This is a genomic window from Comamonas piscis (assembly GCF_014109725.1).
Taxonomy (GTDB): Bacteria; Pseudomonadota; Gammaproteobacteria; order Burkholderiales; family Burkholderiaceae_C; genus Comamonas; species Comamonas piscis.
Genome location: NZ_CP058554.1, coordinates 947,542 through 973,478, shown reverse-complemented (window position 1 = coordinate 973,478; position 25,937 = coordinate 947,542). Strand labels below are relative to the sequence as shown.

24 protein-coding genes are annotated in these 25,937 nt (G+C 64.3%); 15 read left to right on the top strand and 9 right to left on the bottom strand.

Annotation, left to right across the window (positions count from 1 at the left end):
- Nucleotides 1–136: 136 nt before the first annotated feature.
- The gene (locus HS961_RS04445) at nucleotides 137–583 is read left to right on the top strand and encodes a MarR family winged helix-turn-helix transcriptional regulator (protein WP_202883140.1); all 447 of its coding nucleotides are present in this window, start codon (nucleotides 137–139) and stop codon (nucleotides 581–583) included.
- 83 nt (nucleotides 584–666) lie between these two features.
- Here the strand turns inward: HS961_RS04445 and HS961_RS04440 are convergent, their stop codons facing one another.
- Nucleotides 667–1,716: a fumarylacetoacetate hydrolase family protein gene (locus tag HS961_RS04440; protein ID WP_182326566.1), complete on the bottom strand. Its 1,050-nt coding sequence runs from the start codon at nucleotides 1,714–1,716 to the stop codon at nucleotides 667–669.
- A 159-nt stretch (nucleotides 1,717–1,875) separates the two neighbouring features.
- Here HS961_RS04440 and HS961_RS04435 point away from each other — a divergent pair, with 159 nt between their 5' ends.
- The 5 genes from HS961_RS04435 to HS961_RS04415 all read left to right on the top strand — a co-directional run bounded on the left by HS961_RS04435 (nucleotide 1,876) and on the right by HS961_RS04415 (nucleotide 5,429).
- The gene (locus tag HS961_RS04435) at nucleotides 1,876–2,688 is read left to right on the top strand and encodes an IclR family transcriptional regulator (protein ID WP_182326565.1); all 813 of its coding nucleotides are present in this window, start codon (nucleotides 1,876–1,878) and stop codon (nucleotides 2,686–2,688) included.
- 48 nt (nucleotides 2,689–2,736) lie between these two features.
- Nucleotides 2,737–4,002 (top strand): DUF3108 domain-containing protein, encoded by a 1,266-nt coding sequence (locus HS961_RS04430; RefSeq protein ID WP_182326564.1) that lies wholly within the window; start codon nucleotides 2,737–2,739, stop codon nucleotides 4,000–4,002.
- 198 nt (nucleotides 4,003–4,200) lie between these two features.
- A complete protein-coding gene (locus HS961_RS04425) occupies nucleotides 4,201–4,506 on the top strand; it encodes a DUF3567 domain-containing protein (RefSeq protein WP_182326563.1) in 306 nt (101 codons plus the stop codon).
- Between the two features lie 127 nt (nucleotides 4,507–4,633).
- On the top strand, nucleotides 4,634–5,050 hold the full coding sequence (locus HS961_RS04420; RefSeq protein ID WP_182326562.1) for a MerR family transcriptional regulator: 417 nt from the start codon (nucleotides 4,634–4,636) through the stop codon (nucleotides 5,048–5,050).
- Entirely contained in the window at nucleotides 5,043–5,429 is a 387-nt protein-coding gene (locus tag HS961_RS04415; protein WP_182326561.1) for a carboxymuconolactone decarboxylase family protein, read from the top strand. The genes HS961_RS04420 and HS961_RS04415 overlap by 8 nt, the downstream gene beginning before the upstream one ends.
- A gap of 104 nt (nucleotides 5,430–5,533) precedes the next feature.
- On the opposite strand, the gene HS961_RS04410 is transcribed toward HS961_RS04415, so the two are convergent.
- The gene (locus tag HS961_RS04410; RefSeq protein ID WP_182326560.1) at nucleotides 5,534–8,002 is read right to left on the bottom strand and encodes an adenosylcobalamin-dependent ribonucleoside-diphosphate reductase; all 2,469 of its coding nucleotides are present in this window, start codon (nucleotides 8,000–8,002) and stop codon (nucleotides 5,534–5,536) included.
- A 194-nt stretch (nucleotides 8,003–8,196) separates the two neighbouring features.
- On the opposite strand from HS961_RS04410, the gene HS961_RS04405 reads away from it, so the two are divergent.
- The 4 genes from HS961_RS04405 (at nucleotide 8,197) to HS961_RS04390 (ending at nucleotide 11,619) form a co-directional block, all read left to right on the top strand.
- Nucleotides 8,197–8,394 (top strand): hypothetical protein, encoded by a 198-nt coding sequence (locus HS961_RS04405; RefSeq protein WP_182326559.1) that lies wholly within the window; start codon nucleotides 8,197–8,199, stop codon nucleotides 8,392–8,394.
- 270 nt (nucleotides 8,395–8,664) lie between these two features.
- Entirely contained in the window at nucleotides 8,665–9,510 is an 846-nt protein-coding gene (gene purU, locus HS961_RS04400) for a formyltetrahydrofolate deformylase (RefSeq protein WP_182326558.1), read from the top strand.
- Between the two features lie 76 nt (nucleotides 9,511–9,586).
- Nucleotides 9,587–11,092 (top strand): FAD-linked oxidase C-terminal domain-containing protein, encoded by a 1,506-nt coding sequence (locus HS961_RS04395; protein WP_182326557.1) that lies wholly within the window; start codon nucleotides 9,587–9,589, stop codon nucleotides 11,090–11,092.
- Nucleotides 11,093–11,202: 110 nt separating this feature from the next.
- On the top strand, nucleotides 11,203–11,619 hold the full coding sequence (locus HS961_RS04390) for a carboxypeptidase regulatory-like domain-containing protein (protein ID WP_182326556.1): 417 nt from the start codon (nucleotides 11,203–11,205) through the stop codon (nucleotides 11,617–11,619).
- Here HS961_RS04390 and HS961_RS04385 read toward each other — a convergent pair whose 3' ends face one another.
- Both HS961_RS04385 and trxA read right to left on the bottom strand, forming a co-directional pair.
- Entirely contained in the window at nucleotides 11,620–12,603 is a 984-nt protein-coding gene (locus HS961_RS04385; protein WP_182326555.1) for a DUF6882 domain-containing protein, read from the bottom strand.
- A gap of 217 nt (nucleotides 12,604–12,820) precedes the next feature.
- Nucleotides 12,821–13,777 carry a thioredoxin gene (gene trxA, locus HS961_RS04380; protein WP_182326554.1) on the bottom strand — a complete coding sequence of 319 codons (957 nt, stop codon included), beginning with the start codon at nucleotides 13,775–13,777 and terminating at the stop codon, nucleotides 12,821–12,823.
- A gap of 111 nt (nucleotides 13,778–13,888) precedes the next feature.
- On the opposite strand from trxA, the gene purE reads away from it, so the two are divergent.
- The 4 genes from purE to HS961_RS04360 all read left to right on the top strand — a co-directional run bounded on the left by purE (nucleotide 13,889) and on the right by HS961_RS04360 (nucleotide 17,671).
- A complete protein-coding gene (purE, locus tag HS961_RS04375) occupies nucleotides 13,889–14,383 on the top strand; it encodes a 5-(carboxyamino)imidazole ribonucleotide mutase (RefSeq protein WP_182326553.1) in 495 nt (164 codons plus the stop codon).
- Nucleotides 14,380–15,570: a 5-(carboxyamino)imidazole ribonucleotide synthase gene (locus tag HS961_RS04370; protein WP_182326552.1), complete on the top strand. Its 1,191-nt coding sequence runs from the start codon at nucleotides 14,380–14,382 to the stop codon at nucleotides 15,568–15,570. Before purE ends, HS961_RS04370 begins: the two co-directional genes overlap by 4 nt.
- Nucleotides 15,571–15,581: 11 nt before the next feature.
- On the top strand, nucleotides 15,582–16,580 hold the full coding sequence (locus tag HS961_RS04365; RefSeq protein ID WP_182326551.1) for an L-threonylcarbamoyladenylate synthase: 999 nt from the start codon (nucleotides 15,582–15,584) through the stop codon (nucleotides 16,578–16,580).
- Nucleotides 16,581–16,678: 98 nt separating this feature from the next.
- Nucleotides 16,679–17,671 carry an SGNH/GDSL hydrolase family protein gene (locus HS961_RS04360; protein WP_182326550.1) on the top strand — a complete coding sequence of 331 codons (993 nt, stop codon included), beginning with the start codon at nucleotides 16,679–16,681 and terminating at the stop codon, nucleotides 17,669–17,671.
- Between the two features lie 102 nt (nucleotides 17,672–17,773).
- Here the strand turns inward: HS961_RS04360 and HS961_RS04355 are convergent, their stop codons facing one another.
- Nucleotides 17,774–18,637, bottom strand: coding sequence for a pirin family protein (locus tag HS961_RS04355; protein ID WP_182326549.1), 864 nt, complete (start codon nucleotides 18,635–18,637; stop codon nucleotides 17,774–17,776).
- 151 nt (nucleotides 18,638–18,788) lie between these two features.
- Here HS961_RS04355 and HS961_RS04350 point away from each other — a divergent pair, with 151 nt between their 5' ends.
- The gene (locus HS961_RS04350) at nucleotides 18,789–19,700 is read left to right on the top strand and encodes a LysR family transcriptional regulator (RefSeq protein WP_182326548.1); all 912 of its coding nucleotides are present in this window, start codon (nucleotides 18,789–18,791) and stop codon (nucleotides 19,698–19,700) included.
- A 49-nt stretch (nucleotides 19,701–19,749) separates the two neighbouring features.
- On the opposite strand, the gene HS961_RS04345 is transcribed toward HS961_RS04350, so the two are convergent.
- The 4 genes from HS961_RS04345 to HS961_RS04330 all read right to left on the bottom strand — a co-directional run bounded on the left by HS961_RS04345 (nucleotide 19,750) and on the right by HS961_RS04330 (nucleotide 25,928).
- The gene (locus tag HS961_RS04345; protein ID WP_182326547.1) at nucleotides 19,750–22,845 is read right to left on the bottom strand and encodes a DUF5979 domain-containing protein; all 3,096 of its coding nucleotides are present in this window, start codon (nucleotides 22,843–22,845) and stop codon (nucleotides 19,750–19,752) included.
- A gap of 345 nt (nucleotides 22,846–23,190) precedes the next feature.
- Nucleotides 23,191–24,042: an amidohydrolase family protein gene (locus tag HS961_RS04340; protein ID WP_202883139.1), complete on the bottom strand. Its 852-nt coding sequence runs from the start codon at nucleotides 24,040–24,042 to the stop codon at nucleotides 23,191–23,193.
- Nucleotides 24,039–25,190 carry an FMNH2-dependent alkanesulfonate monooxygenase gene (gene ssuD / locus HS961_RS04335; RefSeq protein WP_182326546.1) on the bottom strand — a complete coding sequence of 384 codons (1,152 nt, stop codon included), beginning with the start codon at nucleotides 25,188–25,190 and terminating at the stop codon, nucleotides 24,039–24,041. The genes HS961_RS04340 and ssuD overlap by 4 nt, the downstream gene beginning before the upstream one ends.
- 120 nt (nucleotides 25,191–25,310) lie before the next feature.
- Entirely contained in the window at nucleotides 25,311–25,928 is a 618-nt protein-coding gene (locus HS961_RS04330) for an NAD(P)H-dependent oxidoreductase (protein ID WP_182326545.1), read from the bottom strand.
- Nucleotides 25,929–25,937: the final 9 nt, after the last annotated feature.

Genomic DNA, 25,937 nt, shown 5'->3' with positions numbered 1-25,937 from the left:
CCTGCAGACCTGGCGCAAAACTAGGGAAAACACTTGACGTGGTTGTGAGCTGGGCGCTTCCGCAAAGCAGGCCTCCATGACATAGTCGCGGTAGCTGTTTTCCCAGCCAGCACCCATACAAAACCAAGGAGACGCGTTGAACACGCCGCTGGACCGTACCTATACCCACCGCCTGCATGCGCTGGCCAAGATCACCGACCGCACGACCCAGATGGTCTACGAGGAGGAGGTGGGCATTCCCATCAGCGAGGCCCGCTGCCTGGCGGCGATTGGCGCGTTCCATCCCCTGTCGGTCAATGACCTGGCGATGCGCGCCAACCTGAACAAAGCCCAGGCCAGCCGCTCCACGCAGGCGCTGGTCGAGCAAGGTCTGGTGCTCAAGCAGGCCAGCGAAGTCGATGGCCGCGGGGTGGTGCTCAGCCTCACGCCCAAGGGCTGTGAATACTGGGACAAGGTCATGGTGGTGATTGCCCGTCGCAACGAAGAAATCCTCTCGGCGCTGACCATCGACGAGCGCGAGCAGCTCAGTGTGCTGCTCGATCGCCTGCTGCAGCACGCGCGCCAAACCAGCCTGCCCGAGTAAACGCCCACGCCGCCCCGGCTGGCTGCATGCGCGCTGCGGCGCTGGCGGCTGCCAACGCGCGCGGGCGGCATGCAGCCGCTCGGTCATGCCGCCGACTCCTGCGCGGGCTCGGCCTCGGCCTGCACTGGGTAGAGCGGTGCCACGTTCTGGTCAATCGCGCCGAACAGGCTGTGGCCGTCCTTGCCCTTCATCTCCATGCGCACCGTGTCGCCAAACTGCATAAAGCCGGTCTTGGCCTTGCTGTTTTGCAGCGCCTCCATGCTGCGTTTTTCCGCAATACAGCCATAGCCCTTGGGCCAGTCCATGCGGCCATGCTTTTCTGCGCCGCGGTTGCTGACGGTGCCGCTGCCCAGCACGGTGCCGGCGCGCAAGTGGCGGGTCTTGGCCGCATGGGCAATCAGCTGCCCAAAGTGAAAACCCATCTCCGGGCCCGCATCGCACATGCCGACCTTGCGGCCGTTCCAGCTGGTCTGCAAGGCCAGGTGGACCTTGCCGCCGCGCCAGGCCTCGCCCAGCTCATCGGGGGTGATGGCCACCGGGCTGAAGGCCGTGACCGGCCGGCTTTGCACCAGGCCGGCGCCCTTGCCTTGTTCGGCTGCTTCCAGCTGGCGCAGGCTGACGGGGTTGGCCAGCATCAGCAGGCGCACGGCATCCAGCGCATCTTCGGGGCTGGTGTCCTGCTTTACATCGCCGGTGATGGCGGCCAGCTCGGCCGAGAAATCAATGCCCATGGCCTCGCTGGCGACCACGATGTCGTCGCAGGGGCCGATAAAGGCATCGCCGGCGCCCTGGTGCAGCAGCGGATCGGTCTTGAGCGCGGCGGGCAGGTCGCCCTCTGCCACCTGGCGCAGCAAGGCCAGATGGCTCATGTAGGCCGCGCCGCTCAGCCACTGGTAGGCACGCGGCAAGGGCGCCATGCACTGGGCGGGGTTGAAGTCAAAGCTGTGGCGGGCGCGGTCGGCATTGAGCGCGTCGTACAGATCCTGCAGTTGGGGCGCGTAAAAATCCCAGTCATCCAGCGCCTGCTGCAGGCGGTGGGCAATCCCCGAGGCGTAATGGGCCGTGCGCAGGTCACGCGAAACGACGACCAACTGGCCGTCGCGCGATCCATCTTTATAGCTAGCTAGCTTCATACGGGTGTCTCACAGTCATACATGCCGCCATCGTGCCAGATTGGCCCACGGGATGGGCGCTTGCCACGGCCATTCCGCGTACCGTTGGCGATGCCCCGCATTGCCAAATTACGATTAGTGAAACGCATTCCTTTATTTAGAATACCTTAAACTAGCGCCATGGACAAGGATCGAGCAGGCATTCAGTCAGTAGAGGTGGGATTTGCGCTGTTGCAGGCGCTGGTGGAGGCCCACGGCCCGCTGGCGCTCAAAGACCTGGCGCAGGCTGCGGCCATGCCGCCCGCCAAGGCCCACCGCTACCTGGTCAGCTACCAGCGCAGCGGTCTGGTCAAGCAGGATGCGGCCACCTCGCGCTATGACCTGGGCCCGATGGCACTGCAGCTGGGGCTGGCGGCACTGCGCCGCAGCGATGCGGTGCGGCTGGCCCGGGAGCGCATGCCCGACTGGCTGGACCAGCTGGGCCACACGGTGGCGCTGGCCGTTTGGGGCAACCATGGCGCCACCATCGTGCACTGGGAGGAGCCGCCACACGGCACCACCGGCCACCTGCGGCTGGGCGATGTGATGCCGCTGCTGTCATCGGCCACCGGGCGCTGCTTTGGCGCCTGGCTGCCGGCCGAGCGCACCGCCCCGGCGTTGGAGCGCGAACTGGCGCAGGCCCGCCTGGCCGCGCGCAGCGACCTGCCCCACACCGCTGCCGATGCCCACCAGCTGTTTGCCCAGGTGCGCAGCCAGCGCATCGCCAGCGTGGTCGATACCCTCATGCCCAGCGTGCTTGCGCTGTGCGCGCCGGTGTTCGATGCGCGAGGCCAGCTGGTGCTGGCCATCACCAGCCTGGGCACGCAGGCCAGCTTCAACCCCGATCCCCAAGGCCCCATGGCCCAGCAGCTGCAAGCCATGGCCACCCAGCTGTCGCAAGACCTGGGTTACCAGCGCGCGGCACCGCGCAGCCAACCGCCGCAGCCGCGCTAATCCAGCCGCCCTGTGGGCCTGCAAAGCAGGCACTACACTGAGCCTCTCATGCGCCAACGCCCCCTTCTCTTGCTGACCTTTGCCGTGCTGGCGGCCCATGGGCTACTGCTGGCCTGGCCCGGCATGCAGGAGGCGCTGAGAAAGGCCCGCATCACCGGCAGCACCCCCAAGGAACTGCGCTTTGAGGTGCGCCAGATCACACCCCCGCCCCCTGCAGCCGTGCCGCCCGCACCCACTCCCGCCTCCCGGCCCAGCGTGGCGCAAGCAGCCCCAATTGCCCCCCGGCCCCAGATCCAAAAAGCGCCGCCAGAGCAGTCACCGACCAGCCGCGCGAGCGTGGGCCCCAAGTTCCGGGAAGGTTTGGCCGAAAAACCTGCCGCCTCAGAAGCCGCGCCCCCGGTAGAGGCCGAAGCTGCACCCGCCGCCCCCTCGGCGCTGGACCAGCTGCTCGCATCCGGCGAAGCCAGCCCAGCGCCCACGCCGGAGCCCATCCCCGGCTCTGCGGCCGATCTGCAACCGCTCCATGCCATGGCAGCCCAGGAAGACGCCAGCGCCGCCCCCCATGCGCCCGCAGCGGAGGCCAAGACCGAGGCGGAGGTAGCCAGCGCCAGCGAACCCGCAGCCCCGATAGGCATTGGCAGCCCCGGCTATGCCGGCCCCATGCCCGCGATCAAGCTGCCGCCGTCAGCGCAGCTGCAGTTTCAGGCCAAAGGCTCGGCCAAGGGCTTCCAGTATTCGGCCAAGGCGCAGCTGACGTTCAAGACCGATGGCCAGCGTTACCAGGCCGAGCAGGAGGTGTCCGCCTTTTTGATGGGCAGCCGCAGCCAGACCAGCAGCGGCCAGATCACCCCCTACGGGCTGGCGCCCGAGCGCTTTGTCGACAAGGCCCGCAAAGAGCGCAGTGCCGCGCTGGATACCGCCGGCAACCGCATCCGCTACAGCGATGGCGATGAGCCCCAGACCATCAGCGCCGGCGTGCAGGACCGTCTGTCGATCTTTTTGCAGCTGTCGAGCATGGTGTCTGCGAACCCCGAGCGTTACGTGGAGGGCAGCACCGTGGCCATCAATGTGACCAGCGCGCGCAGCATGGAGGTCTGGACCTTCGTGGTGGATGGCCCCGAAACGCTGGATTTGCCAGCCGGCCCGACCCCCACCCTGCGCCTGACCCGCCAACCCCGCAAAGGCCAGGACCAGAGCGCCCACCTCTGGCTGGCGCCCGCCATGCAGTACCTGCCGGTGCGCATCAGGCTGTCGCAGTCCAACGGCGATTTCGCCGACCTGCAGCTGCAGGCTGCCAAAGTAGAAGGTCGCTGAGCCCTGCTCGCACTTCACTGCGCACCGTGCCGCCTTGTACGACAAGGCCTTTGCCCAACGTCCCTGATTTGCGACGTTTGGCCGTAAAAACGCCTGCATTTGCCAGGAATGCCATCAAAACCTGCTACAACCGTTCTGTGGACGCAAGCTTGCAAATCTGCAAACTGCCACCACCTGCACTTCACAAGGAGGAACATCATGCAAATGATTTATGACTCGGACTCTTTTGTGGTGTTGCACCTAACGCCCGAACTGCCCCTGTCCGAGGATGGTGCTTCCGTCACCAGCCCCACCGTGACCGAACCGCTGCGCCACCTGCAGCGCCAGGGTTTTGAGATTGTGGACAAGCGCAGCGGCAAAGAGCTGTACCTGGATGGCGCCTGGGCAGAAATGTTCCACCACCAAATCCAGGCTTGGCAAGCCAATGCACCGACGGAAGAAGAAGTCGAGGCCACGCTGGACCGCTACACCGGCCTGGCTCAACAACCGGTGATCGTGCACTGAACCCCGCACGACACCCCCACCCCCATCCCAGCTGTTTGCGTACCCTCCAGGCGCAGACAGCTTTTTTTTGCCTAAAAGCGTTAGTGACGCTTGACTTAGAGTGCACTCTAACTTTGACAATGGCTGCATGGAACCACCCCTCAGCATTGAAGAAGCAGCCCAACGCACGGGGCTGAGCGCCCATACCTTGCGCTATTACGAACGCATCGGCCTGATTGCCGCCGTGCCGCGCGCGGCCGGCGGCCAGCGCCGCTATGCCGCAGCCGATCTGGCCTGGCTTGCCTTTCTGACCCGCCTGCGCACCACCCGCATGCCCATCCAGAAGATGCGCCAGTTTGCCCAGCTGCGCAGCGCGGGCGATGCCAGCGTGCCCGCCCGGCGCCAGATGCTGCAAACCCACCTGGCGGAGGTGCAGGCAGAGATTGCAGCCATGCAGCAAGCCGCCCAGGCGCTGCAAGCCAAGATTGCCCACTACCAAGCGCTGGAAGCCAGCGCCTCCCCCGCCCCGCACACCACCGCCAACAAGGACCTGCACCATGACTGACACCACCCGCTACCAACGTGGCATGGACAAGCTGCGCGAAATTGATGGCCATGCCGGCGAACAGGTCGTGGCCAGCCTGGCCAATATCGCGCCCGACTTTGCGGACTACCTGATCGAATTCCCCTTTGGCGACATCTACAGCCGCCCCGGGCTGGACCTGAAAAGCCGGGAGATTGCGACCGTGGCCGCCCTCACCGCCCTGGGCCATGCCGCGCCGCAGTTGAAAGTGCATATCCAGGCGGCGCTGAATGTGGGCTGCAGTCAGGAGGAAGTCGTGGAAACCATCATGCAGATGGCCGTGTATGCGGGCTTTCCGGCGGCACTCAACGGCTTGTTTGTGGCCAAGGAGGTATTTGCGCAGGCGGCTGCACCGCGCTGATCGCTTGAGGCTGCGTCGGGTAAAGCAGCGCCCACCAACGACAACGCTCGGTCTTGCGACACGGGCGTTTTTGTCAGGCGAAAAGCGCGGTGTTCAGCGCCGGCTTAACCGCAAGACCCTACGGCGCCGCAGGAGGTGCAGTACTCACAGCCATCCTTGCGGATTACCGCATGGGCGCCGCATTCATTGCACTTCTTGCCGGCCATGGTCTGCAGGGCCTGGCTCACCACCGGCGCAGGCACCGGAGGGGTCAAGGTTGAACTGCTGATGCCGGGCAGGTTTTGCTGGCGGCGGCGCTCCAGAATCTGTTGCACCGCATAGGCGATCGCAGAGACTTCCGAGTCATGCCACATCGGGACATGGGTGCCGTCAGCGCGCTGGTAGGTACCCAGGCGCACGGGGCCGCGGTCCCAGGCAACCTTGCGCATGTCGGCCAATGCACGCTCCAGAAAACCACCGCGCGCCGCCAGCGACAGCAGGCGCATGCTGGAGGTAATCCATTGCTGCGATTCGCCGTTCTGGCCCACGGGCATGAAGAACTCCACCGCGCGGTCCACCATGCTTTTGCCATCGGCACTGGGCACCGGCAAAAAGGACACGATGATGTAGAGCCGCTGCTGGCCCTCCTGGGTCCAGTACTCCACCTTGTCGGCGACGGCGCTGAGCTCGCCCTCGGGGCGGCGCTCGATCACCAGCTTCATCGGGTCGAGCGCAGCGGCAGCCGCCGCAGCGGGCTCAGCCGCCGGGGTCTCGGCCTTGGCGACCGGCGTGGTCTCCAGCACCGCACCCAGAATGCTGTTGGGGCGGTAAGTGGCCAAGCCCTTCAAATTGGCGCGCCAGGCCTGCAGGTACAGGTTCTTGAAGTCTTCATACGGGTAGTCGGCGGGGATGTTCACCGTCTTGGAGATGGCGGTGTCCACATAGGGCTGCACCGTCTCCATCATCGCCAAATGCTCGGTGGCCGACATCTCCAGCGCCGAGACAAAATAAGCCGGCAGCTGCTCCACATCGCCGCCCAGCTCGCGGTACAGGCGCCAGCTGTGGTCTTCGACCTGGTACTGGCTCTTGCTGCCATCGGCCTCGCGCTTGTTGCGGGTGTAGGTCCACGAGAAAGCCGGCTCGATGCCGTTCGAGGCATTGTCGGCAAAGGCCAGCGACACGGTGCCGGTGGGCGCAATCGACAGCAAGTGGCTGTTGCGGATGCCGTGTTTTTTGATGTCGTCCTGGATGTCCTGGGGCAGGCGGCTGGCAAAGGTGCCCTTGTCCAGGTAGCCCTTGGCATCGAACTTGGGGAAGGCGCCCTTTTCTTTGGCCAGGCCGACCGAGGCGCGGTAGGACGCATCGCGCATGCACTCGGCAATGCGCTTGGCCATGTCACGGCCTTCCTGGTCGGAGTAGCGCAGGGTCAGCATGGTCAAGGTATTGCCCATGCCGGTAAAGCCCACGCCGATGCGGCGCTTGGCGGCCGATTCCTCGCGCTGCTGCTCCAGCGGCCAGAAGGTGGCGTCCAGCACATTGTCGAGCGCACGCACCTGGGTGGCGACCACTTGCTCAAAGCTCTCAAAATCAAAGCTCGGCAGCCCACCAAAGCCAAAGGGGTTGCGCACAAAGCGGGTCAGGATGATGGGGCCCAGATCGCAGCAGCCGTAGGATGGCAGGGGCTGCTCGCCGCAGGGGTTGGTGGCGGCAATGCGCTCGCAGTAGCGCAGGTTGTTGTCGTCGTTGATATGGTCGAGGAAGAGAATGCCCGGCTCGGCAAAATCATAGGTCGAGGCCATGATCGTGTCCCACATCACCTGGGCAGGCACCGTTTTGTAAACCCACTTGCCGTCCGCCCGCTGCACGGCACCTTCGGCCCGCAGCTTGGCATTGGGCTTGCCGCTGTGTACCAGCTGCCAATCGGCACCGTCCACCACGGCTTGCATAAAGGCATCGGGCACGCCGACGGACACATTGAAGTTGTTCCAGCGGCCCGGTGTGCGCTTGGCGGTAATGAACTCCATCACATCCGGGTGGTCGATGCGCAGCACGCCCATCTGCGCGCCACGGCGGGCGCCGGCCGATTCGACGGTCGAGCAGCTCTGGTCAAACACATTGATATAGCTGCAAGGGCCCGAGGCCATCGAGGCCGTGCCTTTGACTTCAGCTCCCCGGGGGCGGATGCGCGAGAAGTCATAGCCCACACCACCGCCGCGCCGCATGGTCTCCGCCGCTTCGCGCAGCGCCTCGTAAATGCCGGGGTAGCCTTCGTCGTCAAAGCCCTGGATGCAGTCGCCCACCGGCTGCACAAAGCAGTTGATCAAGGTGGCCTGGATGTCGGTGCCTGCGGCGGACATGATGCGGCCCGCGCCAATCGCGCCGGCATGCAGGTTGGTGTAGAACTTGGCTTCCCACTCGGCCTGCAGCTCGGGTTTTTCTACCGAGGCCAGCGCGCGTGCGACGCGGCTGTACAGGTCCTCGATGCTCGACTCATCACCCTTGAAGTACTTCTCCTTGAGGACATCCAGGCTGATGGCCTGGGGAGCCTGGCCGCTGATGGCCTCGGGAGAAGGGGTGATGTTGTCGCGTTTCATGGAGTCTGTCCTCAAAAATCAGTCCTGCGCAGGCGGGCTCGGGCGGCAAGCAGCCGCGCACAACACCCGAACGCCGCACACCCGCGGCTTTAGGCGCAGGCGGAGGCCATGGCAGGTTTTGGTGAAATCGATAGGCTGATACAAACTTCGCTGAGCTTGCAAGCCAAACCCCAATCTAACCCCAAATGCCAGGCTTGCAAACCACCAAAACCACCCTTGTTGTATGGCCGCAATCTACGGACAAAAAACAGCCGGCAAGCGCCACGGAAAGCGGCTCTGCAGGCGGCAAGCTCGCAGCCGATGGCATGCGATGCTGCAGCACAGCAGGGGAGAAAATCGTTGATTTCTCGGCATTTTCTGCAGATGACTACGGCAGCACCACAAAACAATAAATAAATACTTCTGACGTTTATTTACAAAACCAGCGGCTGCTTCTACCCCTACAAAAAACCAAACCCTGACAGGGCAAGCCCTTGGGACCGTATGCAAAACTCCCTGCCGTGGGCTGAACGCGGACTCGGGCGATCCGCTGCGTTGTCTTCCTTGTCAATAGCTCGCTATTGACTGCAAAAGACGCCTTGCGCCTCATCCCGATCCGCGTCCATCCCTCAGGCGAGGGTTTTCCAGACGATCCCTGGCCAAACTGCGACAATGGCAGGCTTATGACCAATGCTTACATCCTCACTCTCTCGTGCCCTGATCGCCGAGGGCTGGTCCACGCGGTATCGGGCTTTTTGCTGGACCATGACAGCAATATCGAAGAAGCCGGCCAGTTCAACGATCCGGCCACCGGCCTGTTCTTTATGCGCGTGCGCTTTGCCAATGCCGGGCCAGCCGCCCAGCTGCGGGAGGACCTGGAAGCGTTTGCCCTCCCTTTCGAGATGCACTGGCGCCTGCATGCAGCCGAAGAAAAGATCAAGACCGTCATCATGGTCAGCCGCCAGGGCCACTGCCTGAACGACCTGCTGTTCCGCTGGAAGGAAGGCCTGCTGCCGATCGACATCCGCGCCATCGTCAGCAACCACCGCGACTTCTACCAACTGGCGGCCAGCTACAACATCCCCTTCCACCACATTCCGGTGACGGCGGCCACCAAGGCCCAGGCCGAGGCCAAGCAGTTCGAGATCATCGAGGCCGAAGGCGCTGAGCTGGTGGTGCTGGCGCGTTACATGCAAGTGCTGTCCAACGACCTGTGCAGCAAGCTGTCGGGCCGTGCGATCAATATCCACCACAGCTTTTTGCCGAGCTTCAAGGGTGCCAAGCCTTACTACCAGGCGCATGACCGGGGCGTGAAGCTGATTGGCGCCACCGCCCACTATGTGACGGCCGACCTCGACGAAGGCCCGATCATCGAGCAGGACGTGGCCCGCGCCTACCACACCGACACGGTGGACGACCTGACCGCCCGGGGCCAGGACACCGAGAGCCAGGTGCTGGCCCGCGCGGTGAAGTGGCACAGCGAGCACCGCGTGCTGATGAACGGCCACAAGACCGTCATCTTCCGCTGATCCAGCCAGGGGCGCTGCCTGCCGGCGGTTGCCCCGGTGACCTGCGCGCTGCCCGCAACTTGCTACAGTGGGGGCTATGAGCCAGGTTGACCTCCCCACGTCCCCATCCGCCACGACCGAACGCGCTGAACGCCAGCGCGAAGTGGTGGCCGCCCTGCGCAAGGTTGTGCCCGACGACTGCCTGCTGTGGCACGACGAGGACACCACCCCCTATGAATGCGATGGCCTGACCGCCTACCGCCAGCGCCCGCTGGTGGTGGCGCTGCCGGAGACCTATGCCCAGGTGCAGGCGGTGCTGCAGGCCTGCCATGCGCTGCAGGTGCCGGTGGTGGCACGCGGCGCGGGAACGGGGCTGTCGGGCAGCGCGCTGCCGATTGCGCTGGGCGTGACCTTGTCCATGGCGCGCTTTAACCAGATCCTGCACATCGACCCGGCCGCCTGCACCGCCGTGGTGCAATGCGGCGTGCGCAACCTGGCGATCAGCGATGCGGCAGCGCCCTATGGCCTCTATTACGCGCCGGATCCATCGAGCCAGATTGCCTGCACCATTGGCGGCAATGTGGCGGAAAACTCTGGCGGTGTGCACTGCCTCAAATACGGGCTTACCGTCCACAACGTGCTGCAGATCAAGGGCTTTACCGTTGAGGGCGAGCCCATCGAGTTTGGCAGCCAGGCGCTGGATGTGCCGGGCTATGACCTGCTGGCGGCGGTGATTGGCAGCGAAGGCATGCTGGCCGTGGCCACCGAGGTGACGGTCAAGCTGATCCCCAAGCCCCAGCTGGCGCGCTGCATCATGGCCAGCTTTGACGATGTGCGCAAAGCAGGTGATGCGGTAGCGGCAGTGATTGCCGCCGGCATCATCCCCGCCGGGCTGGAGATGATGGACAAGCCGATGACCGCTGCCGTCGAGGACTTTGTGCATGCCGGCTATGACCTGAGCGCCGAAGCCATCTTGCTCTGCGAGAGCGATGGCACGCCCGAAGAGGTGGCCGAAGAGGTTGCGCATATGAGCCAGGTGCTACGCGCCGCCGGCGCCACCGCCATCAGCATCAGTCAAGACGAAGAAGAACGGCTGCGCTTTTGGAGCGGCCGCAAAAACGCCTTTCCTGCGAGCGGCCGCATGAGCCCGGACTACATGTGCATGGACTCGACCATTCCGCGCAAGCGCCTGGCCGATATCCTGCTCGCCATCCAGCAGATGGAGAAAAAGTACCAGCTGCGCTGCGCCAATGTCTTCCATGCGGGCGACGGCAATCTGCACCCGCTCATCCTCTTCGATGCCAACGATCCCGACCAGCTGCACCGCTGCGAGCTGTTTGGCGCCGACATTCTGGAGACCAGCGTCGCCATGGGCGGCACCGTCACCGGCGAGCATGGCGTGGGCGTGGAAAAACTCAACAGCATGTGCGTGCAGTTCTCGGCTGAAGAGAATGCGCAGATGCTGGCCTTGAAAGCCGCGTTTGACCCGCAGGGCTCGCTGAACCCCGGCAAGGTGATCCCGACCCTGAACCGCTGCGCCGAGTACGGCAAGATGCTGGTGCGCGCGGGCAAGCTGTCGCATCCGGATTTGCCACGGTTTTAAAAATGCGTCTAAGCCGCCGCTGGCGTACCGCCATGTCCGCCTTCCGCTGACAGAGCCGCCAGCCGCGCGGAGGCACAGTCAAGGCAGATCCATGACTGCTAAGGACTGCTGTGAAAAACCGTCTCCCTACCCTGAGTGCCGCCCTGCTCTGCGCCGCGCTGCTATCTGCCACCGCTGCCCATGCCCAGCATCCCGCCATGCAAAAAGCAGGCGATGTGCAATATGTCTGCGGCGGCATTGGCATTGATGAGTCCACCGCGATGCGCGCGGCGATGAAAGACTACCCGCTGTCGCTGCTGTTTGCCACCAAATCCGGCGATTACCTGGCGAAGATCCAGGTGGTGGTTGCAGATGACAAGGGACAGGAAGTGGCGCAGTTCCAAGCCCAGGGCCCTGTGTGCTTAGTACGGCTAGACGCCGGCCGCTACACCGTCAAGGCCAACGCCGATGGCGGCAAAACCATCGACCACAGCGTGGAGGTGGCGCCAGCAGGCACGCCAGGGAAGACGCTGGACTACCGCTTCTGATCAGGCAGCAGGGCCCAGGCTGCCGGAGACGGCGCTGATGCGGCCCAGGCTGTCCAGATCGGCAACGATGCGGTTGGCGCCATGCTGGCCGGTGATGCGCGAGCCGGTCTCCTGCACGCTAAAACCCTTGGCGGCGAGGTAGTGCTGCAGCAGCACCCGGTGGTCCAGCTCGAAATCGCTGATCAACTGCGACACGACGGTGGGCACCCGCTCGGGCTTCGCGACTGTCGTCGGCAGGCCGTGGTCGGGATCGATCAGCGCCAGCAAGATGCCATCGCCATAGTTGCCCAGGTAGTAGCCTGCGCTGTTGTCGGCGCCAGCAGCAATCAGACCGATCACATGCAGGTCTTCCTGGCGCAGCGCAGTGCGCGGGTCGGTGAACAGCGCCAGGTTCTTGGCGGCGCCAAAACCTTGCAGCTGGCGTGCCACCTCGGTGAAGGCCGGCGCTACCTCGGCCTGGGTATGCGCCCAAATCCACAGCCAGGTACCGGATTGGAAAGAGTAAGAGCCCAGCACCTGCATGCGAAAACGCAGGTCATCGCCAAAGGCAATCAAGCCCTGCGCGGTATCGGCGGACCAGGGGCGTTCGCCCACTTTGTCGGCAAAATCCAGTTGCCGGTCCCAGGCCATGCCAGCGTAGGTGGACAGCGCCTCGCGCAAGGCCGGGTCGGCAATGGCGGCGGGAACGTCGGCCTCACGGGACGCAGCGGCTTCGAAGAGATCTGCTTGGGGACTGGGCGCAGCGTCGGCCACCACAGGGGCAGCAGACAGGGGCGGAGCAAGGGGGGCGCTGGGCATGCTGGCGACGGGCGCTGCCAGCTCTGCGGCAGGGTCGAAGGCGGGTTCGCGCGCGCCACGCGCGGCGGCATCCTGCGCCAGGTTGCCTGCGACCGGGCCAGCCGGCGGCGGGCTCAGAGTGTCAGCGGGGGCAGCCGTGGGGGCCGAGGGGTTCAGCCAGCCCAGCAGTTTTTGCCACAATCCCATGGTTTTGATTCTCCTGCGGTAGCGGCGCGCCCCATGCGCTGCAAACGTCAAAGACCCGAGCTCTCAGCCTATCAACGCTCAAAATGGGCACATGCGCGCACCCATCGCCGCTTTGCTGCTATCAGTATAGGTGCAAACTACTACACACCGTTTTTGCAGTTGCAACGGGGTGTAGGGTCAGACTGTACAGGAAGCGCTGCAACAGCGGCGCCCAAGCTCAGTTCAGTGCCATGCTCAGGCGGCGGCGGTAGCTGCTCAGCAGCGCGCCCACTTCGTCTTCTTGCTTGCCGGCCTTGCCGGTCAGCGCAATGCCACCAGCGGTGGTACCGGGCACCGTGTCGGTTGCCTTGGGCTTGGGAGGCGTCAGCAGCTCCAGAATGGCGACAAACAGCTTGCGCGCCGCCTGGTCGTTCCAGGTTTTGTCGCGCATGATGATCTCCAGCAACTCGTCCATGCTGGCCGTCCACTGGCCTTCGGCCATCAGCGCCTGCGCCTTAGCAAAGCGGGTGTCGAAATCGCGCTTGTTGGCAGCAATCGCTGCGTCAAACTGCTCCAGCGGCCAGTCGCCCCGGTCGTCCTCATGCACAAAGCGGATGGCTTTGGCCCACGCCTTGAGGGCCACAAAGCGCAGCGGCTGTTGGATGCGTTTGAGCGGTTCTTCGATCTGGGCTTCGGCCTCGGTCACCGCGCCGGTCTGGATCAGCAGCCGGGCATAGTCAAAACGGGCGTCGTCGTTGCTGGGGTCGGCCGCCAGCGACTCTTGCAGCATTTGCAGCGCGGCCTGCACATCGCCGCTTTCCAGCAGCTGCTGGGCTTCATCGGCGCCGGCCTCGGCGGCCAGTTCCCCTTCGGAAGGCAGGTGTTTGTCGAGGAACTCGCGCAGCTTGCCTTCGGGCTGGGCGCCCATAAAGCCATCGACCGGCTTGCCGCCGATCATCAGCACGCAGGTAGGAATGGAGCGGATGCCGAACATGCCGGCCAGCTGCTGCTCTTGGTCGGAATCGATCTTGACCAGCTTGAAGCGGCCGGCATAGTCGACTTCGAGCTTATCCAGCAAAGGGCCGAGGGTTTTACAGGGACCGCACCACGGGGCCCAAAAGTCCACCAGCACGGGCACCTGCAGGGATGCCTGGATGACTTCGGCTTCAAAATTCTCAATGGTGACGTCGATCATGTCGCTAAAAATCCGTGTTGATCAGGCAGCTTCACTGCAAAAAGTAAAATGGCGGGTTACACCCTGGCGCGGGGCCGGCATTCTTGCCTTAGACACCCGCCAACCCACACTATGACACCCATCCAAGTTGGCGTGGTCATGGGCTCCAGCAGCGACTGGGAGACCATGCAGCACGCAGTAGACATTCTCCAGCAATTCGGTATTGCCTTCGAAGCCCAGGTGGTCTCGGCCCACCGCATGCCTGACGACATGTTCCGCTTTGCCGAGAGTGCCGTAGAGCGCGGCCTCAAGGCCATCATCGCCGGAGCCGGTGGCGCCGCCCACCTGCCAGGGATGATAGCCGCTAAAACCCCTGTGCCCGTGCTGGGCGTGCCGGTGGCCAGCCGCCATCTGCAGGGTGTTGATTCGCTGCATTCGATTGTGCAAATGCCCAAGGGCGTGCCGGTGGCCACCTTCGCCATCGGCCAGGCCGGCGCAGCCAATGCCGCGCTGTTTGCCGTGGCCATGCTGGCCAATGAAGACCCGGCGCTGCGCGCCAAGCTTGACGCCTTCCGCGCCGCGCAAACCGAAGCGGCCCGCAACATGACCTTGCCGGTGAACGCATGAGCGCCGCCAGCCACAGCAGCCAGCCCGGCGCCTCGGTGATCTTGCCCGGCGCCACCCTCGGCGTCCTGGGCGGCGGCCAGCTGGGCCGCATGTTTGCCCATGCCGCCCAATCGATGGGTTATTTCACCGCCGTGCTGGACGCAGATGCCACCAGCCCAGCCGGCCTGGTCAGCCACCACCATGTGCGCAGCGGCTACGAAGACCCGCAAGGCCTGGCCGAGCTGGCACGCCTCTGCGCTGCAGTGACCACCGAGTTCGAGAACGTGCCCGCTGCCGCACTGAACCAGCTCGCGCTCAGCCTGCCGGTGTCGCCCGCAGGCGCGTCCGTGGCCATCGCCCAGGACCGCGCTGCAGAAAAAGCCCACTTTGTGAAATGCGGCGTGCCCTGCGCACCCTATGCCGTCATCGAGACCGCCGAGCAACTGGCCGCCGTCAACGATGCGCTGCTGCCCGGCATTTTGAAGACCGCCCGCATGGGCTATGACGGCAAGGGCCAGGTCCGCGTCAAGACCCGCGAGGAGCTGGCCACCGCCTGGGCCGAGCTGGGCCAGGTTGCCTGTGTGCTGGAGAAAATGCTGCCGCTGGCGCATGAGTGCTCGGTCATCGTGGCCCGCAGCCGCCAGGGCGCCATCGTGAACCTGCCGGTGCAGCGCAACCTGCACCGCGAAGGCATTCTGGCCGTGACCGAGGTCTATGCCGGCAACCTGCCCGCTGCGCAAGCCGAGCAGGCGATTGCGGCGGCCCAGTCGGTGGCCGAGGGCCTGGACTATGTGGGCGTGCTCTGCGTCGAGTTCTTTGTGCTCGAAAGCGGCCAGCTGGTCGTCAACGAGATCGCTCCCCGCCCGCACAACAGCGGCCACTACAGCCAGAACGCGCTGGATGTGTCGCAGTTCGAGCTGCAGGTACGCTGCATGGCCAACCTGCCGCTGGTGCAGCCGCGTCAGCACAGCGCGGCCATCATGCTGAACCTGCTGGGCGATCTGTGGTTCACCAACAGCCCCACCGCAAAGACGCCGGCCTGGGACCAGATCCTGGCGCTGCCTGGCTGCCACCTGCACCTGTATGGCAAGGTCGATGCCAAGCGCGGCCGCAAGATGGGCCACCTGAACATCACCGCAGCCACGCCCGAGCAAGTGCGCGCAACTGCGCTGCAGGCCGCCGCCATCCTGGGCATCGCCCCGTTCTAAGAGGATCGCCTGTGATACTGGATGGAAAGCTCGACGCCTCGGTGCGCGCTGCGGCGCTGGCACTGCAGGCGGGGCAACTGGTTGGCCTGCCGACCGAGACGGTCTACGGCCTGGCCGCCGACAGCGACAACGATGCCGCCGTGGCGCAGATCTTCAGCGCCAAGGGCCGGCCTGCCGACCACCCGCTGATCGTGCATGTGGCCGATGCCGCCGGCGCGCAGCGCTATGCCAAGGCCGTGCCGGTGTTTGCCCAGCAGCTGATCGATGCTTTCTGGCCCGGGCCGCTCACCCTCATCCTGCCGCGCCAGCCCGGTGCGGCCGATGCATCCACCGCAGGCCAGAACAGCGTGGGCCTGCGCTGCCCTTCGCACCCGGTGGCGCAAGCCGTGCTGCACGCCTGCCAGCAGCTTGATCCGCCGGTCTGGGGCGTCTCGGCGCCCAGCGCCAACAAGTTTGGGCGCGTTAGCCCCACCACGGCCGCGCATGTGGCCGCTGAGTTTGGCGATGGCCTGCTGGTGCTCGACGGCGGCGCCTGCGATATCGGCATTGAATCGACGATTGTCGATTGCACGCGTGGCGTACCGGTGCTGCTGCGCCCCGGCGCCATCACCCGCGACGATATCGCATGTGCCTGCGGCACCCGCCCCTTGTCGATGCAGGAGCTAACCGCTGATACCCCGCGCACCTCCGGCACTTTGCTGGCGCACTACGCGCCCAGCGCCAAGCTGCGGCTGATGGATGCCAAGCAGCTGCAATCGGCGCTGGATGTGCTGGGCGCCGATGCACGGCATATCGCCATTTACCACCGCAGTCCGCTGCACAGCAGCAGCACACAGCTGCGCCTGCAGCCGATGCCCCACGCCCCGATGGCGGCGGCCCACGAGCTGTTTGGCCTGCTGCGCGACTTTGACGACTGGGGCGCCAGACTCATCTGGATCGAAACCCCGCCGGACACGGCAGATTGGGAAGGCGTCAGCGACCGTTTGCAGCGCGCAGCGGCTGCCGGCTGATCGGCCCAGCATCCCCAGCGTTTACCACTCTTTACCTCATCGCCTTGGTGGCCAGGGTCAGCCTCGCTACACTACGCACTACTTACTAAGGAACTCTCATGGCAGCAAACTGGATGCGCCGTACCATGTTGACCGCCGTGGCTGCTGCCTCGGTGGCCATTTTGGCGGCCTGCGGATCGAGCTCAACCGCAAACTCAATTCGCCCCGATAGCATCATCACTTTCGGTGATGCATTGTCCGACCTGGGCCAAAACCCCAATGGCCGCCCTTACTCGGTCAGCAATGGCAGCTACAACAACTGGACCCGTGAAATCGCCTACCGCTACGACCTGACGGTCACGGCGGCCAAGGACGGCGGTACCGCCTATGCCTACGGCAATGCTCGCGTGTCCCAAGCCGATGCCACCGGCGTGACCAATGCGCCTTCCATCACCTCCCAGATCGACAGCTACCTCGCTGCCAACCCGACCTTCACCAGCACCCAGTTTGTGCTGATGAGCGGCGGCATGAGCGACGTGATTGCCGGTTACAACGAATACGCTGCTGGCACCAAGACCCGCGACCAGTACCTGGCCGACATGACCACCGCTGGCCAGCAGCTCGCTGCCCAGGTGCGCCGCCTCAACACCGCAGGCGCGCCCCGCATCCTGTCCGTGGGCACCCCCAACCTGGGCCGCACCCTGTGGGCCATCGGCCTGGACAACGCCCAACCCAGCGCAGATCCCAAGCCTTCTTCCACGCTGGAAGCTGCTACCACCGCCTTCAACAACGGTCTGCTGAACGCCTTGTTCGGTCTGTCGGGAACCGAAGTGCTCTACGCCGATGCGCAGTTCTACTTCAACTCGATGACCGGCAACCCCGGCAACTACAGCTTCACCAACTACACCGATCCGGCCTGCACCACCGCAGACCCGACCAACGGCCTGAACATTGGTCTGAACCAGATCAACTCTTCGCTGTGCACCGCCGACACCCTGGTGGATGCCTCCAAGATCGACCAGTTCCTGTTCTCCGACCTGGTGAACTACACGCCGCAAGCGCACCGCCGCTTTGGCGACTGGGTTTATGACCGCATGAAGGCGAATTGGTAAGCTGCCGCCCCCGGCAAGCTACACAACAAAAATGGACACCGAGGTGTCCATTTTTTATGGCCCGCTGGGAGGGAGCCTATCGGGCCATCTCAGCCCCCGTCATCAAGCCTGCATGCTGCCAAACTTGCCGCTGTTGAAGTCATTGACCGCCTGCACGATCTCCTGCTGGCTGTTCATCACAAAGGGGCCGTAGCCAACGATGGGCTCGTCGATGGGCTCGCCGCTCATCAACAGCAAGGCCACATCGCCATTGGCTTCCAAACTCAGGCGGCTACCTTCCTGGGCCATCACCACCAGCTGCGCCTCGCGGGCCACCTCGTTGCCGTTGACCAGCACGGTGCCTTGCACAATGGCCAGCGCCGTGCTCCAGCCCTCGGGCAGGTCCAGCTCCAGCTTCTCCCCCGCCACCAGACGCACATCCCAGACATGCATCGGCGTGAAGGTCTTGGCAGGGCCTTGCTGGCCTTGGTAATCGCCAGCAATCACACGCAGCTGGCCGCCACCGGGCAAGGCCACTGCAGGGATCTGCGATTGCACGATGGCCTGGTAGCCAGCGGCTGCGCCCTTGTCCTTGGCGGGCAGGTTGACCCAGAGCTGCAGCATGCGCAGCTTGCCGCCTTGCGCGGTAAAAGCAGGCGAGTGGAACTCCTCGTGCAGAATGCCGGCGCCGGCCGTCATCCATTGCACATCGCCGGGGCCAATCTCTCCCCCCTGGCCGGTCGAGTCGCGGTGCGCCACCTCGCCGTCATAGACGATGGTCACGGTCTCAAAGCCCCGGTGGGGGTGCTGGCCCACACCGCGCGGCGCGCTGGCTGGGGCAAACTCGGCCGGGCCGGCAAAATCCAGCAGCAAAAAGGGGCTCAGCAGCTTGCCGTGGCTTTGGTAAGAAAACAGCGAACGCACGGGAAAGCCGTCGCCAACCCAGTGCTGGCGGGGTGCGTCTTGGACATGCAGAACGTTTTTCATGGGGTTTCCTGTCTGGCCTCCGATCTCGGTGTCAGAGGCTGTATTGCTATTCTGAGGCTGAAACGCTGAGAGCGGTAGACGGCATAATCTGCCTTGATAGTTCTATTTTGTGAACGATCACCTCTCCCTTCCCAACCTCGCCGGGTGCCGCATGCAGCATGTCGATCTGAATGATTTGTTCTACTTTGTCCAGGTCGTCGACCATGGCGGCTTTGCGCCCGCCGGGCGAGCGCTGGGCATGCCCAAGTCCAAGCTCAGCCGCCGCATCGCGCTGCTGGAAGAGCGCCTGGGCGTTCGGCTATTGCTGCGCTCCACGCGCAAGTTCGCCGTCACCGAACTGGGCCAGACCTACTACCAGCACTGCAAGGCCATGCTGGTTGAGGCCGAGGCCGCGCAGCTGAGCATCGATGCGGTGCAGTCCCAGCCCCGGGGCGTTGTGCGGCTGAGCTGCCCCATCACCCTGCTCCATGAGCTGGTCGAGCGCATGCTGACCGATTTCATGGTCATGTACCCCGAAGTCACGGTACAGCTCGATGCCACCAACCGCGCCGTCGATGTGATTGGCGAGGGCTTTGACCTGGCCATCCGCGTGCGTACCATGCCGCTGCAAGACAGCGACCTGTCGGTGCGCATGCTCTCAGTCCATGCCCAGCACCTGGTGGCCAGCCCCATCCTCACCGCGCGCCAGGGCATTGTGCGCAGCCCCGCCGATCTGTCGCAATGGCCGAGCCTCTGGCTGGGCTCGCCGGAGCAGCAGTTTGTGTGGAAGCTCGAACATGACAGCCTGCCCAGCATCCACATCAGCCACCAGCCGCGTTTGATCACCACCGACATGGTGGCACTGCGCAGCGCGGCCATGGCCGGCCTGGGCGTCGTGCAGCTGCCAATGATCATGGTGCACGAGCAGCTGGAGAAAGGCACCTTGGTCAAAGTGCTGCCCGAATGGGGGCCGCGCAAGGAGGCGGTGCATGCGGTATTCGCCTCGCGCCGGGGCATGCTGCCGGCGGTGCGGGCGCTGATCGACCATCTGGCGGCCGCATTTGCCAAAGTGCCCGGCTGCTGATGCGGCCGGGCACGGGTCTTGGGGATTCCAGCGCCTAGGCGCTGAGCGCTTACAGCAGGCGCTTTTTGCGCGCCATGCCCAAGCCGGCGATCAGGGCCGTCAACACCAAGTAGGCCCAGGGGCTGCCCACGGGCACAGCACGGGGTTTGCCGATATTGCCGTTATTCGGGTCAATCGGATCAACCACACTGCCATCGATGGTCAGCGGGTTGGTGACGCTGATCGCCACATCGCTGCCGGCAGGCACCACCACCGGATTGGCGCTGAAAACCGGCGCAGCCCAGCGGTACGCAGCAGGCGCAGTAGCCTTTCCCGTCTCGCTGACCGTGCAACTGGCATTGGCCGGCAGATCGGCCAGATGGACGCTGGCCTCCTGGCCATTGGTCACGGTCACGCTGGCGGTATGCACACCATCCACGCCGCAGTCGAGTGAGAAGTCAAAGGCACCATTGACGGCCGCAACGCCTGCCGCCGCGCCGCTGATGCGCTTGGTCAGTTGCAGGCCGCCCGTGAGGCGCTGCAGGCGGTTGGTCACCGTAAAGCCTTCGGGCTGTTCCGCAATCACTGGTGCGCCGTTCCAGCCATAACCGACCGGCGCTGCCGGAGGCGTGTCCTCAGTAGCCGTGCAGCTATCGCCTTGGAACACCGTCAGCGCGGCGCTGCTGCCACTGGTGGCGCCAGCGGCCACGGTGGCCGTCCAGGTTTGCGCGGGTTGGGTGCCGCAGGTCAGGCTGCCGCTGAAGCTCATCGCCTGAGGCAGACCGGCGGGCAGGCCCGCGATCTCCTTGGTCACCGTCTTGGTGATGGTCGGCGCAAAAATCTGCAGGTTCACAAAGCTCTGGTTGGAGGCCAGGATCGGATCGATCACGCCGGCAGGCACAGCAGCATAGGCGGTATTGGTGTAGGTGCCGGGCTGTTCACCAGCCGTGGTGTGGATGACAAACTGCACCGCGCCGCCATTGCCCAGCGATGTCACCACGCTGCTCACGGTGCGGGTGGCCGGGTCGTAGTCCACCGAAGCGCCGCACTGCGCAGGCGCCACCAGCACGCTGCAGCTGGCATTGCTGAACACCACGCCAGCCGGCAGCGGGTCCGAGAACAGCACATTGCTGGTATCCGCAGGGCCGGCATTGTGCATGTCCACCGTATAGGTCACCGCCGCGCCACTGGTGGCCGTCACCGGGTTGACCGCCTTGTTGACCGACACATTCGAGCAGCTGAAACGCTGCATCGTGGTGGTCGCCACGTTGTCAAAGGGCGTGGCCTCGTCTACGCCATCACCGGGGTTTGCCGAGAACTCGTTGACCAGGTAGCCCGAGGGCCAGTCGCAGCTGCCCCGCGAATAGTTGTAGGTCAGGCTGTAGCTGATGGTCAGCGAACCGCCCACGGGCAGCTGTGGCACCACCGCCTGGAAGGGGCTGCTGTAGCTGTTGAGGCTACCGGAATAAGGCGCGGGAAACGCCGATGCCGCCGGGCAGACCGCCCCACCGGCAGCCGTGCAGCTGATCACAGACGACTGCACATCCAGGCTGTTGGCCAACTCAAAGGGGATCAGGCGATCAGCGATATAAGCACCATCCAGCGCTGCCGGGCCGTTGTTGATCACCGTCATCGTGTAGTTCACGGGCACACCCGGCTGGTAGACATCCAAGCTCTGGCTCTTGGTCACTGCCAGGTCGGTGCTGGGGCATGCAGGCGTGGCGGGCACCAGGATACCCACCGATGCCAGGTTGTTGCCGTAGTTGGAGTCACTCATGTTGTCGGGCGGGTTCGCCGAGAACTCATTGTTCAAACCACCCAAGCTGCGACCGCAGGGAATGCTGCCACTGAAGCTGCTGCGCACCTCGTAAATGATGGTCAGCCGCCCGTTGACCGGCAAGCTCGGCACGGGGGTGTTGAACAGCACGGCGGACGAGGCATTGCCCGTCGGGTTCAGAAACGCTGCATTGTCAGGGCACACCGCGCCAGCCTCGGGGAAGCAACTGATGAACTGCGCAGCTATGTTGAAGTAGTTGGCCGAGCCACCATGGGTGCGGATCACATCGGCAATATTGGCGCCGTTGGCCACGTTGGGCCCGGCATTGGTCACCGTCATCGTGTAGGTCACCAGGTCGCCGATGGTCGGCACCGGAGGATCCTGGCTCTTGGTCACTTGCAGATCCGTCTGCAGGCAGTCAGGCGTGCCCGGTACCTGCAGGATGGCCGTCTGCTCGTTGTCGGCTGGGGTGGTGTCCACCATGCCATCGAGCAGCTGGATCGAGACCTGGTTGAACAGCTGGCCTGCTGGGCGACCGCATGCGGCATTGGGCACCAGATAAGGCGTCATCGTGTAGGTGACGACCAGCGCACCGCCGGGCGGCAACGCAGGCACTGTGGCGTTGAACACCGGGCTGTAGTCATTGCTACCGCTGCGATTGGGAAAGCTGGCATTGTCCGGGCATTGCGCACCGCCACTGGAGGTGCACTGGTTGAACACCAGGTTGGCGCCAATGTGGCTGACAAAGCTGTTGCTCAGCCTGTCGTACAACACCACCCCATCCGCAGCGCCCTCGCCATTGTTGCGCAAGGTGATGGTGTAGGTCAGCGGCACCCCGTTCTGGTAGGTGTCGCTGCTTTGCACCTTGGTCACCGCCAGGTTCACCTCATAGCGCATCGCCGTGCTGATGGAGCTGCTGTTGGAGCCGGGGACCGGGTCGGTCACTCCCGCTGGCGGGGCAATGGTAGCGGTATTGGTCAGGGTGCTCGGCCCCGTCACGCCAAAACGCGCTTGGATCTCCACCCGTACCTTGCCCTGGTTGGGGAAAGTGGCCAAGGTACCGGACACCACGCCATTGACCACCGCCAGGTCGGCCGGGCAGTTGGCAGCACCCGACGCCAAGGTGCAGAGCGCCGTCACATTCGTCAGCCCGGCAGGCAGCACATCCTGAAACTGGGCGCCATTCGCTGCATTGGGGCCGTTGTTGTCCATCTCCAGCACATAGGTCACCGGCGTACCGCCCAGAGCCGACGAAGGACCGGATTTGGTAATCTGAACATCCGCCGACTGCGCAAGCGCAACCAGCGGCGAGGCAGCCATCAGCAGCACGGCTGCCTTGGCCTTGGCGCTACCGACAAGTGCGCGCATCCACCATTTTTTATAAGTCATTGTTTTTCCCTTCCACCAATATAAAAACTATCAGCAATAGACAAAATCGATTGGCTTGGGCAAAAAAATTTCTTTGCAGGACGACCTTGCATAGAGCGTTCGGCCACCCCACAAAGAACAGATTTTTCAGCGCAAAACCAAAGGCGCCATTATCGGCACGACGTTAAAAAATGTATCGATGCCTAAGTTAACAAAACATTAAGAAACATTTGTTGTAGATTCATTAACACTCTGTTGACAATCGAATCAGGGTAAACCAGGAAATTCGACGCAAAAAGGGCTCCTGCACGAGGAGCCCTTGGGGGGTGGAAGACAGCAGGCCGGCTGCGACCGACTGCAGAACCGTTACAGCTTCAAAATGCGCGCCGCATTGCCATGCAGCAGCTTGGGCAGCACAGCCTCGTCAAAGCCCAGCGCCAGAAAGTCGTCGATGCTCTGGCGGATGGGGCGGAAGGGATAGGACGAGCCAAACAGCAGCTGGTCGCCCAGGAACTGGTTGGCCGCCTGCACATAGGCCTGGCTGCCGGGCTGGAACACATACATGTCTGGCACCAGGTAGACATTGGCATAGCGGAAGGCCAGGCCAATGGCCTCTTGCACACGCGGCCAGTAGCCGTGGTAGACGACCAGCGGCAGATCGGGAAAGGCCTGCGCCACCTTGGCCAGGCGCGCCGGGTCGCTAAAGCTCGGCTCCGGCGTGGTCGGGCCGCTCATCAAAAACACCGGCACGCCCAGTGCCTGCGCACGCTCGTAGATGGGCCAGTAGACGGGGTCATCAGGGTGGCGGGCCGGGTCGCCAAAGCCGGGCTCCAGGTCGATGCCGCGCAGGCCCAGCACCTTGATGGCGCGCTCGATCTCGTCGAGCGCCGCCTGCTCGCCCTGCAGCACTGGGTCGACCCCGGCAATGCCCAACAACTCGCTATGGCCCTGCACGATCTGGTGGATCGTGTCATTGGGCAGGTGCTGCGAGGGCGTATGCCGCCCCACGACCACGGCCTGGCTCAGGCCGGCATCGCGCACCGCCTTTAAAAAGCCGTCTTGGGTCAGCGATTCTTCAAAGTGCGTATCGCTGCCCCTCGTACCCACGCGCCGGTTCAACCAGCGGGCGGTGTCATGCTCGGGCGAGCCGGGCGTTGCGCCAAAAAAGTTGTGCAAAAACGCTGGCCGGCAGCGCATATCGATCACGGGCAGGCTCATGAAGCCGACTCCTTAAATTGTTGAACACCACGAACATCAAACGCGCCGCCGGTCTGCGAGCGCGCGGTGGTCACGCTCTTCTTGCCCAGCAGCGGAAACACCAATTCGGCAAAACGGATGGACTCCTCCAGGTGCGGGTAGCCCGACAGCACAAAGGTATCGGCGCCGATCTCCATGTACTCGCGCAGGCGCTCGGCCACGGTGGCCGCATCGCCCACCAACGCGGTACCGGCACCGCCGCGCACCAGGCCCACACCGGCCCAGAGGTTGGGTGCAACCTCCAGCTTCTGGCGGTTGCCGCCATGCAAGGCTGCCATGCGCGCCTGGCCGACCGAATCCATGCGCGCATAGTTCTGCTGCGCCTTGGCAATGTCTTCGTCGGTCAGCTTGCTGATCAGGCGATCGGCATCGGCCCAGGCCTCCTCATTGGTCTCGCGCACGATCACATGCAGGCGCACACCCAGGCGCAGTTGGCGGCCGGCAGCGGCGGCACGCGCCCGGATATCGGCAAACTTGCGCGCCACGGCTTGGGGCGGCTCGCCCCAGGTCAGGTAGGCATCGACATGCTTGGCCGCCAGGTCATGGGCGGCATCGGAGGAGCCGCCAAAGTACAAAGGCGGGTACGGTTTTTGCACTGACTCAAAAAAGTTCTTGCCCTGCTTGACCTTGAAGTACTTGCCCTCGTGGTCCACCGTCTCGCCGGCCAGTAGGCGCCGCCAGATGCTCAGAAACTCATCGGCATAGGCATAGCGCTCGTCATGGGCCAGAAACACGCCATCGGCCTCCAGCTCGGTGGCATCGCCCCCGGGCACCACATTGAGCAGCAGGCGCCCGGCCAGCGCCTGGTCCAAGGTCGCAGCCTGGCGAGCGCTGGGCACCGGCATGCCCAGCGAGGTGCGCAGCGCCACCAGCAGCTTGATGCGCTGGGTGACTGCCACCAGGCTGGATGCCACCACCCAGGGGTCCAGGCAAGAGCTGCCAGTCGGAATCAGCAGGCCGTCGTAGCCCAGGTTCTCGCTGGTGGTGGCAATGCTGCGCAGGTACTCGGGCGTGGGCTGGCGGCCAAAATCCGAGGCACCCAGGTAGCGGGTGTCGCCGGACGTGGGCAGGAACCAGAACAGCTCCGGTGGGGATGAGGTAGAGGCCATGGCAAAGGGTCAGGGTGGCTGCAAGGCAAGGGGCGTGCAGCAGACGCCGCAGGGCATGCTGCGCCAGCCCGCCGGCAGCGCATGCAGGCGGATGGCTGTTAAAAAGAAGCCTGAACGCGCTCAGGCGGCCTGGCGCTCCAGCGCATGCAAGGCAGGTTGGCTGCTACGTTGGCTGTGCGCCAGCGCGCTCAGCACCGGCACCGCCAGGCCCACGGCCAGCGCGATGTGCTTGTGCAGCGCTTCGCTGACCACCACACCGTTCTGGATGTCTTCGGGCGTTGCATAGACGCCGATCGGCAAGGTCAATGCCGAGAAAAAGCCGAACAGCGGGCGCAGCTGGTGGTCCAGCACCAGCGAATGGCGCGGGCTGCCGCCGGTCGCCGCCAGCAGCACGGGCGTGCCCTGCAGCGCATGCTGGTCCACCAAATCGAACAGGTGCTTGAGGAGGCCCGGCAGGCTGCCCCGGAACACGGGCGAGCCGACGATCAAAAAGTCTGCTGTCTCGATCGCCTCCAACGCGGCACGCGCCTGGGCGGACAGCGCATCCTTGTACAGCACCGGGCCGATATCGGCCACCAGATCGACCAGGTCGATATGGCGCACATCCAGGCGCACAGCCTGGGCAGATTGGCCCAGCGCCTGGCCCAGTTGCAAGTGCAGGCTATCGAGCAGGCTGCGGGTGCGCGAAGGCTTGCCCAGGCTGCCATTGACGATGACGGTTTTCAAGATGCGGCTCATGTTCATTCC

Excerpts from the sequence above, each read along its gene's own strand:
- HS961_RS04440 (WP_182326566.1), bottom strand. The coding sequence starts at position 1,716 with ATGAAGCTAGCTAGCTATAAAGATGGATCGCGCGACGGCCAGTTGGTC.
- HS961_RS04435 (WP_182326565.1), top strand. The coding sequence starts at position 1,876 with ATGGACAAGGATCGAGCAGGCATTCAGTCAGTAGAGGTGGGATTTGCG.
- HS961_RS04430 (WP_182326564.1), top strand. The coding sequence starts at position 2,737 with ATGCGCCAACGCCCCCTTCTCTTGCTGACCTTTGCCGTGCTGGCGGCC.
- HS961_RS04425 (WP_182326563.1), top strand. The coding sequence starts at position 4,201 with ATGCAAATGATTTATGACTCGGACTCTTTTGTGGTGTTGCACCTAACG.
- HS961_RS04420 (WP_182326562.1), top strand. The coding sequence starts at position 4,634 with ATGGAACCACCCCTCAGCATTGAAGAAGCAGCCCAACGCACGGGGCTG.
- HS961_RS04415 (WP_182326561.1), top strand. The coding sequence starts at position 5,043 with ATGACTGACACCACCCGCTACCAACGTGGCATGGACAAGCTGCGCGAA.
- HS961_RS04410 (WP_182326560.1), bottom strand. The coding sequence starts at position 8,002 with ATGAAACGCGACAACATCACCCCTTCTCCCGAGGCCATCAGCGGCCAG.
- purU (WP_182326558.1), top strand. The coding sequence starts at position 8,665 with ATGACCAATGCTTACATCCTCACTCTCTCGTGCCCTGATCGCCGAGGG.
- HS961_RS04395 (WP_182326557.1), top strand. The coding sequence starts at position 9,587 with ATGAGCCAGGTTGACCTCCCCACGTCCCCATCCGCCACGACCGAACGC.
- HS961_RS04385 (WP_182326555.1), bottom strand. The coding sequence starts at position 12,603 with ATGGGATTGTGGCAAAAACTGCTGGGCTGGCTGAACCCCTCGGCCCCC.
- trxA (WP_182326554.1), bottom strand. The coding sequence starts at position 13,777 with ATGATCGACGTCACCATTGAGAATTTTGAAGCCGAAGTCATCCAGGCA.
- purE (WP_182326553.1), top strand. The coding sequence starts at position 13,889 with ATGACACCCATCCAAGTTGGCGTGGTCATGGGCTCCAGCAGCGACTGG.
- HS961_RS04370 (WP_182326552.1), top strand. The coding sequence starts at position 14,380 with ATGAGCGCCGCCAGCCACAGCAGCCAGCCCGGCGCCTCGGTGATCTTG.
- HS961_RS04360 (WP_182326550.1), top strand. The coding sequence starts at position 16,679 with ATGGCAGCAAACTGGATGCGCCGTACCATGTTGACCGCCGTGGCTGCT.
- HS961_RS04355 (WP_182326549.1), bottom strand. The coding sequence starts at position 18,637 with ATGAAAAACGTTCTGCATGTCCAAGACGCACCCCGCCAGCACTGGGTT.
- HS961_RS04350 (WP_182326548.1), top strand. The coding sequence starts at position 18,789 with ATGCAGCATGTCGATCTGAATGATTTGTTCTACTTTGTCCAGGTCGTC.
- HS961_RS04345 (WP_182326547.1), bottom strand. The coding sequence starts at position 22,845 with ATGACTTATAAAAAATGGTGGATGCGCGCACTTGTCGGTAGCGCCAAG.
- HS961_RS04340 (WP_202883139.1), bottom strand. The coding sequence starts at position 24,042 with ATGAGCCTGCCCGTGATCGATATGCGCTGCCGGCCAGCGTTTTTGCAC.
- ssuD (WP_182326546.1), bottom strand. The coding sequence starts at position 25,190 with ATGGCCTCTACCTCATCCCCACCGGAGCTGTTCTGGTTCCTGCCCACG.
- HS961_RS04330 (WP_182326545.1), bottom strand. The coding sequence starts at position 25,928 with ATGAGCCGCATCTTGAAAACCGTCATCGTCAATGGCAGCCTGGGCAAG.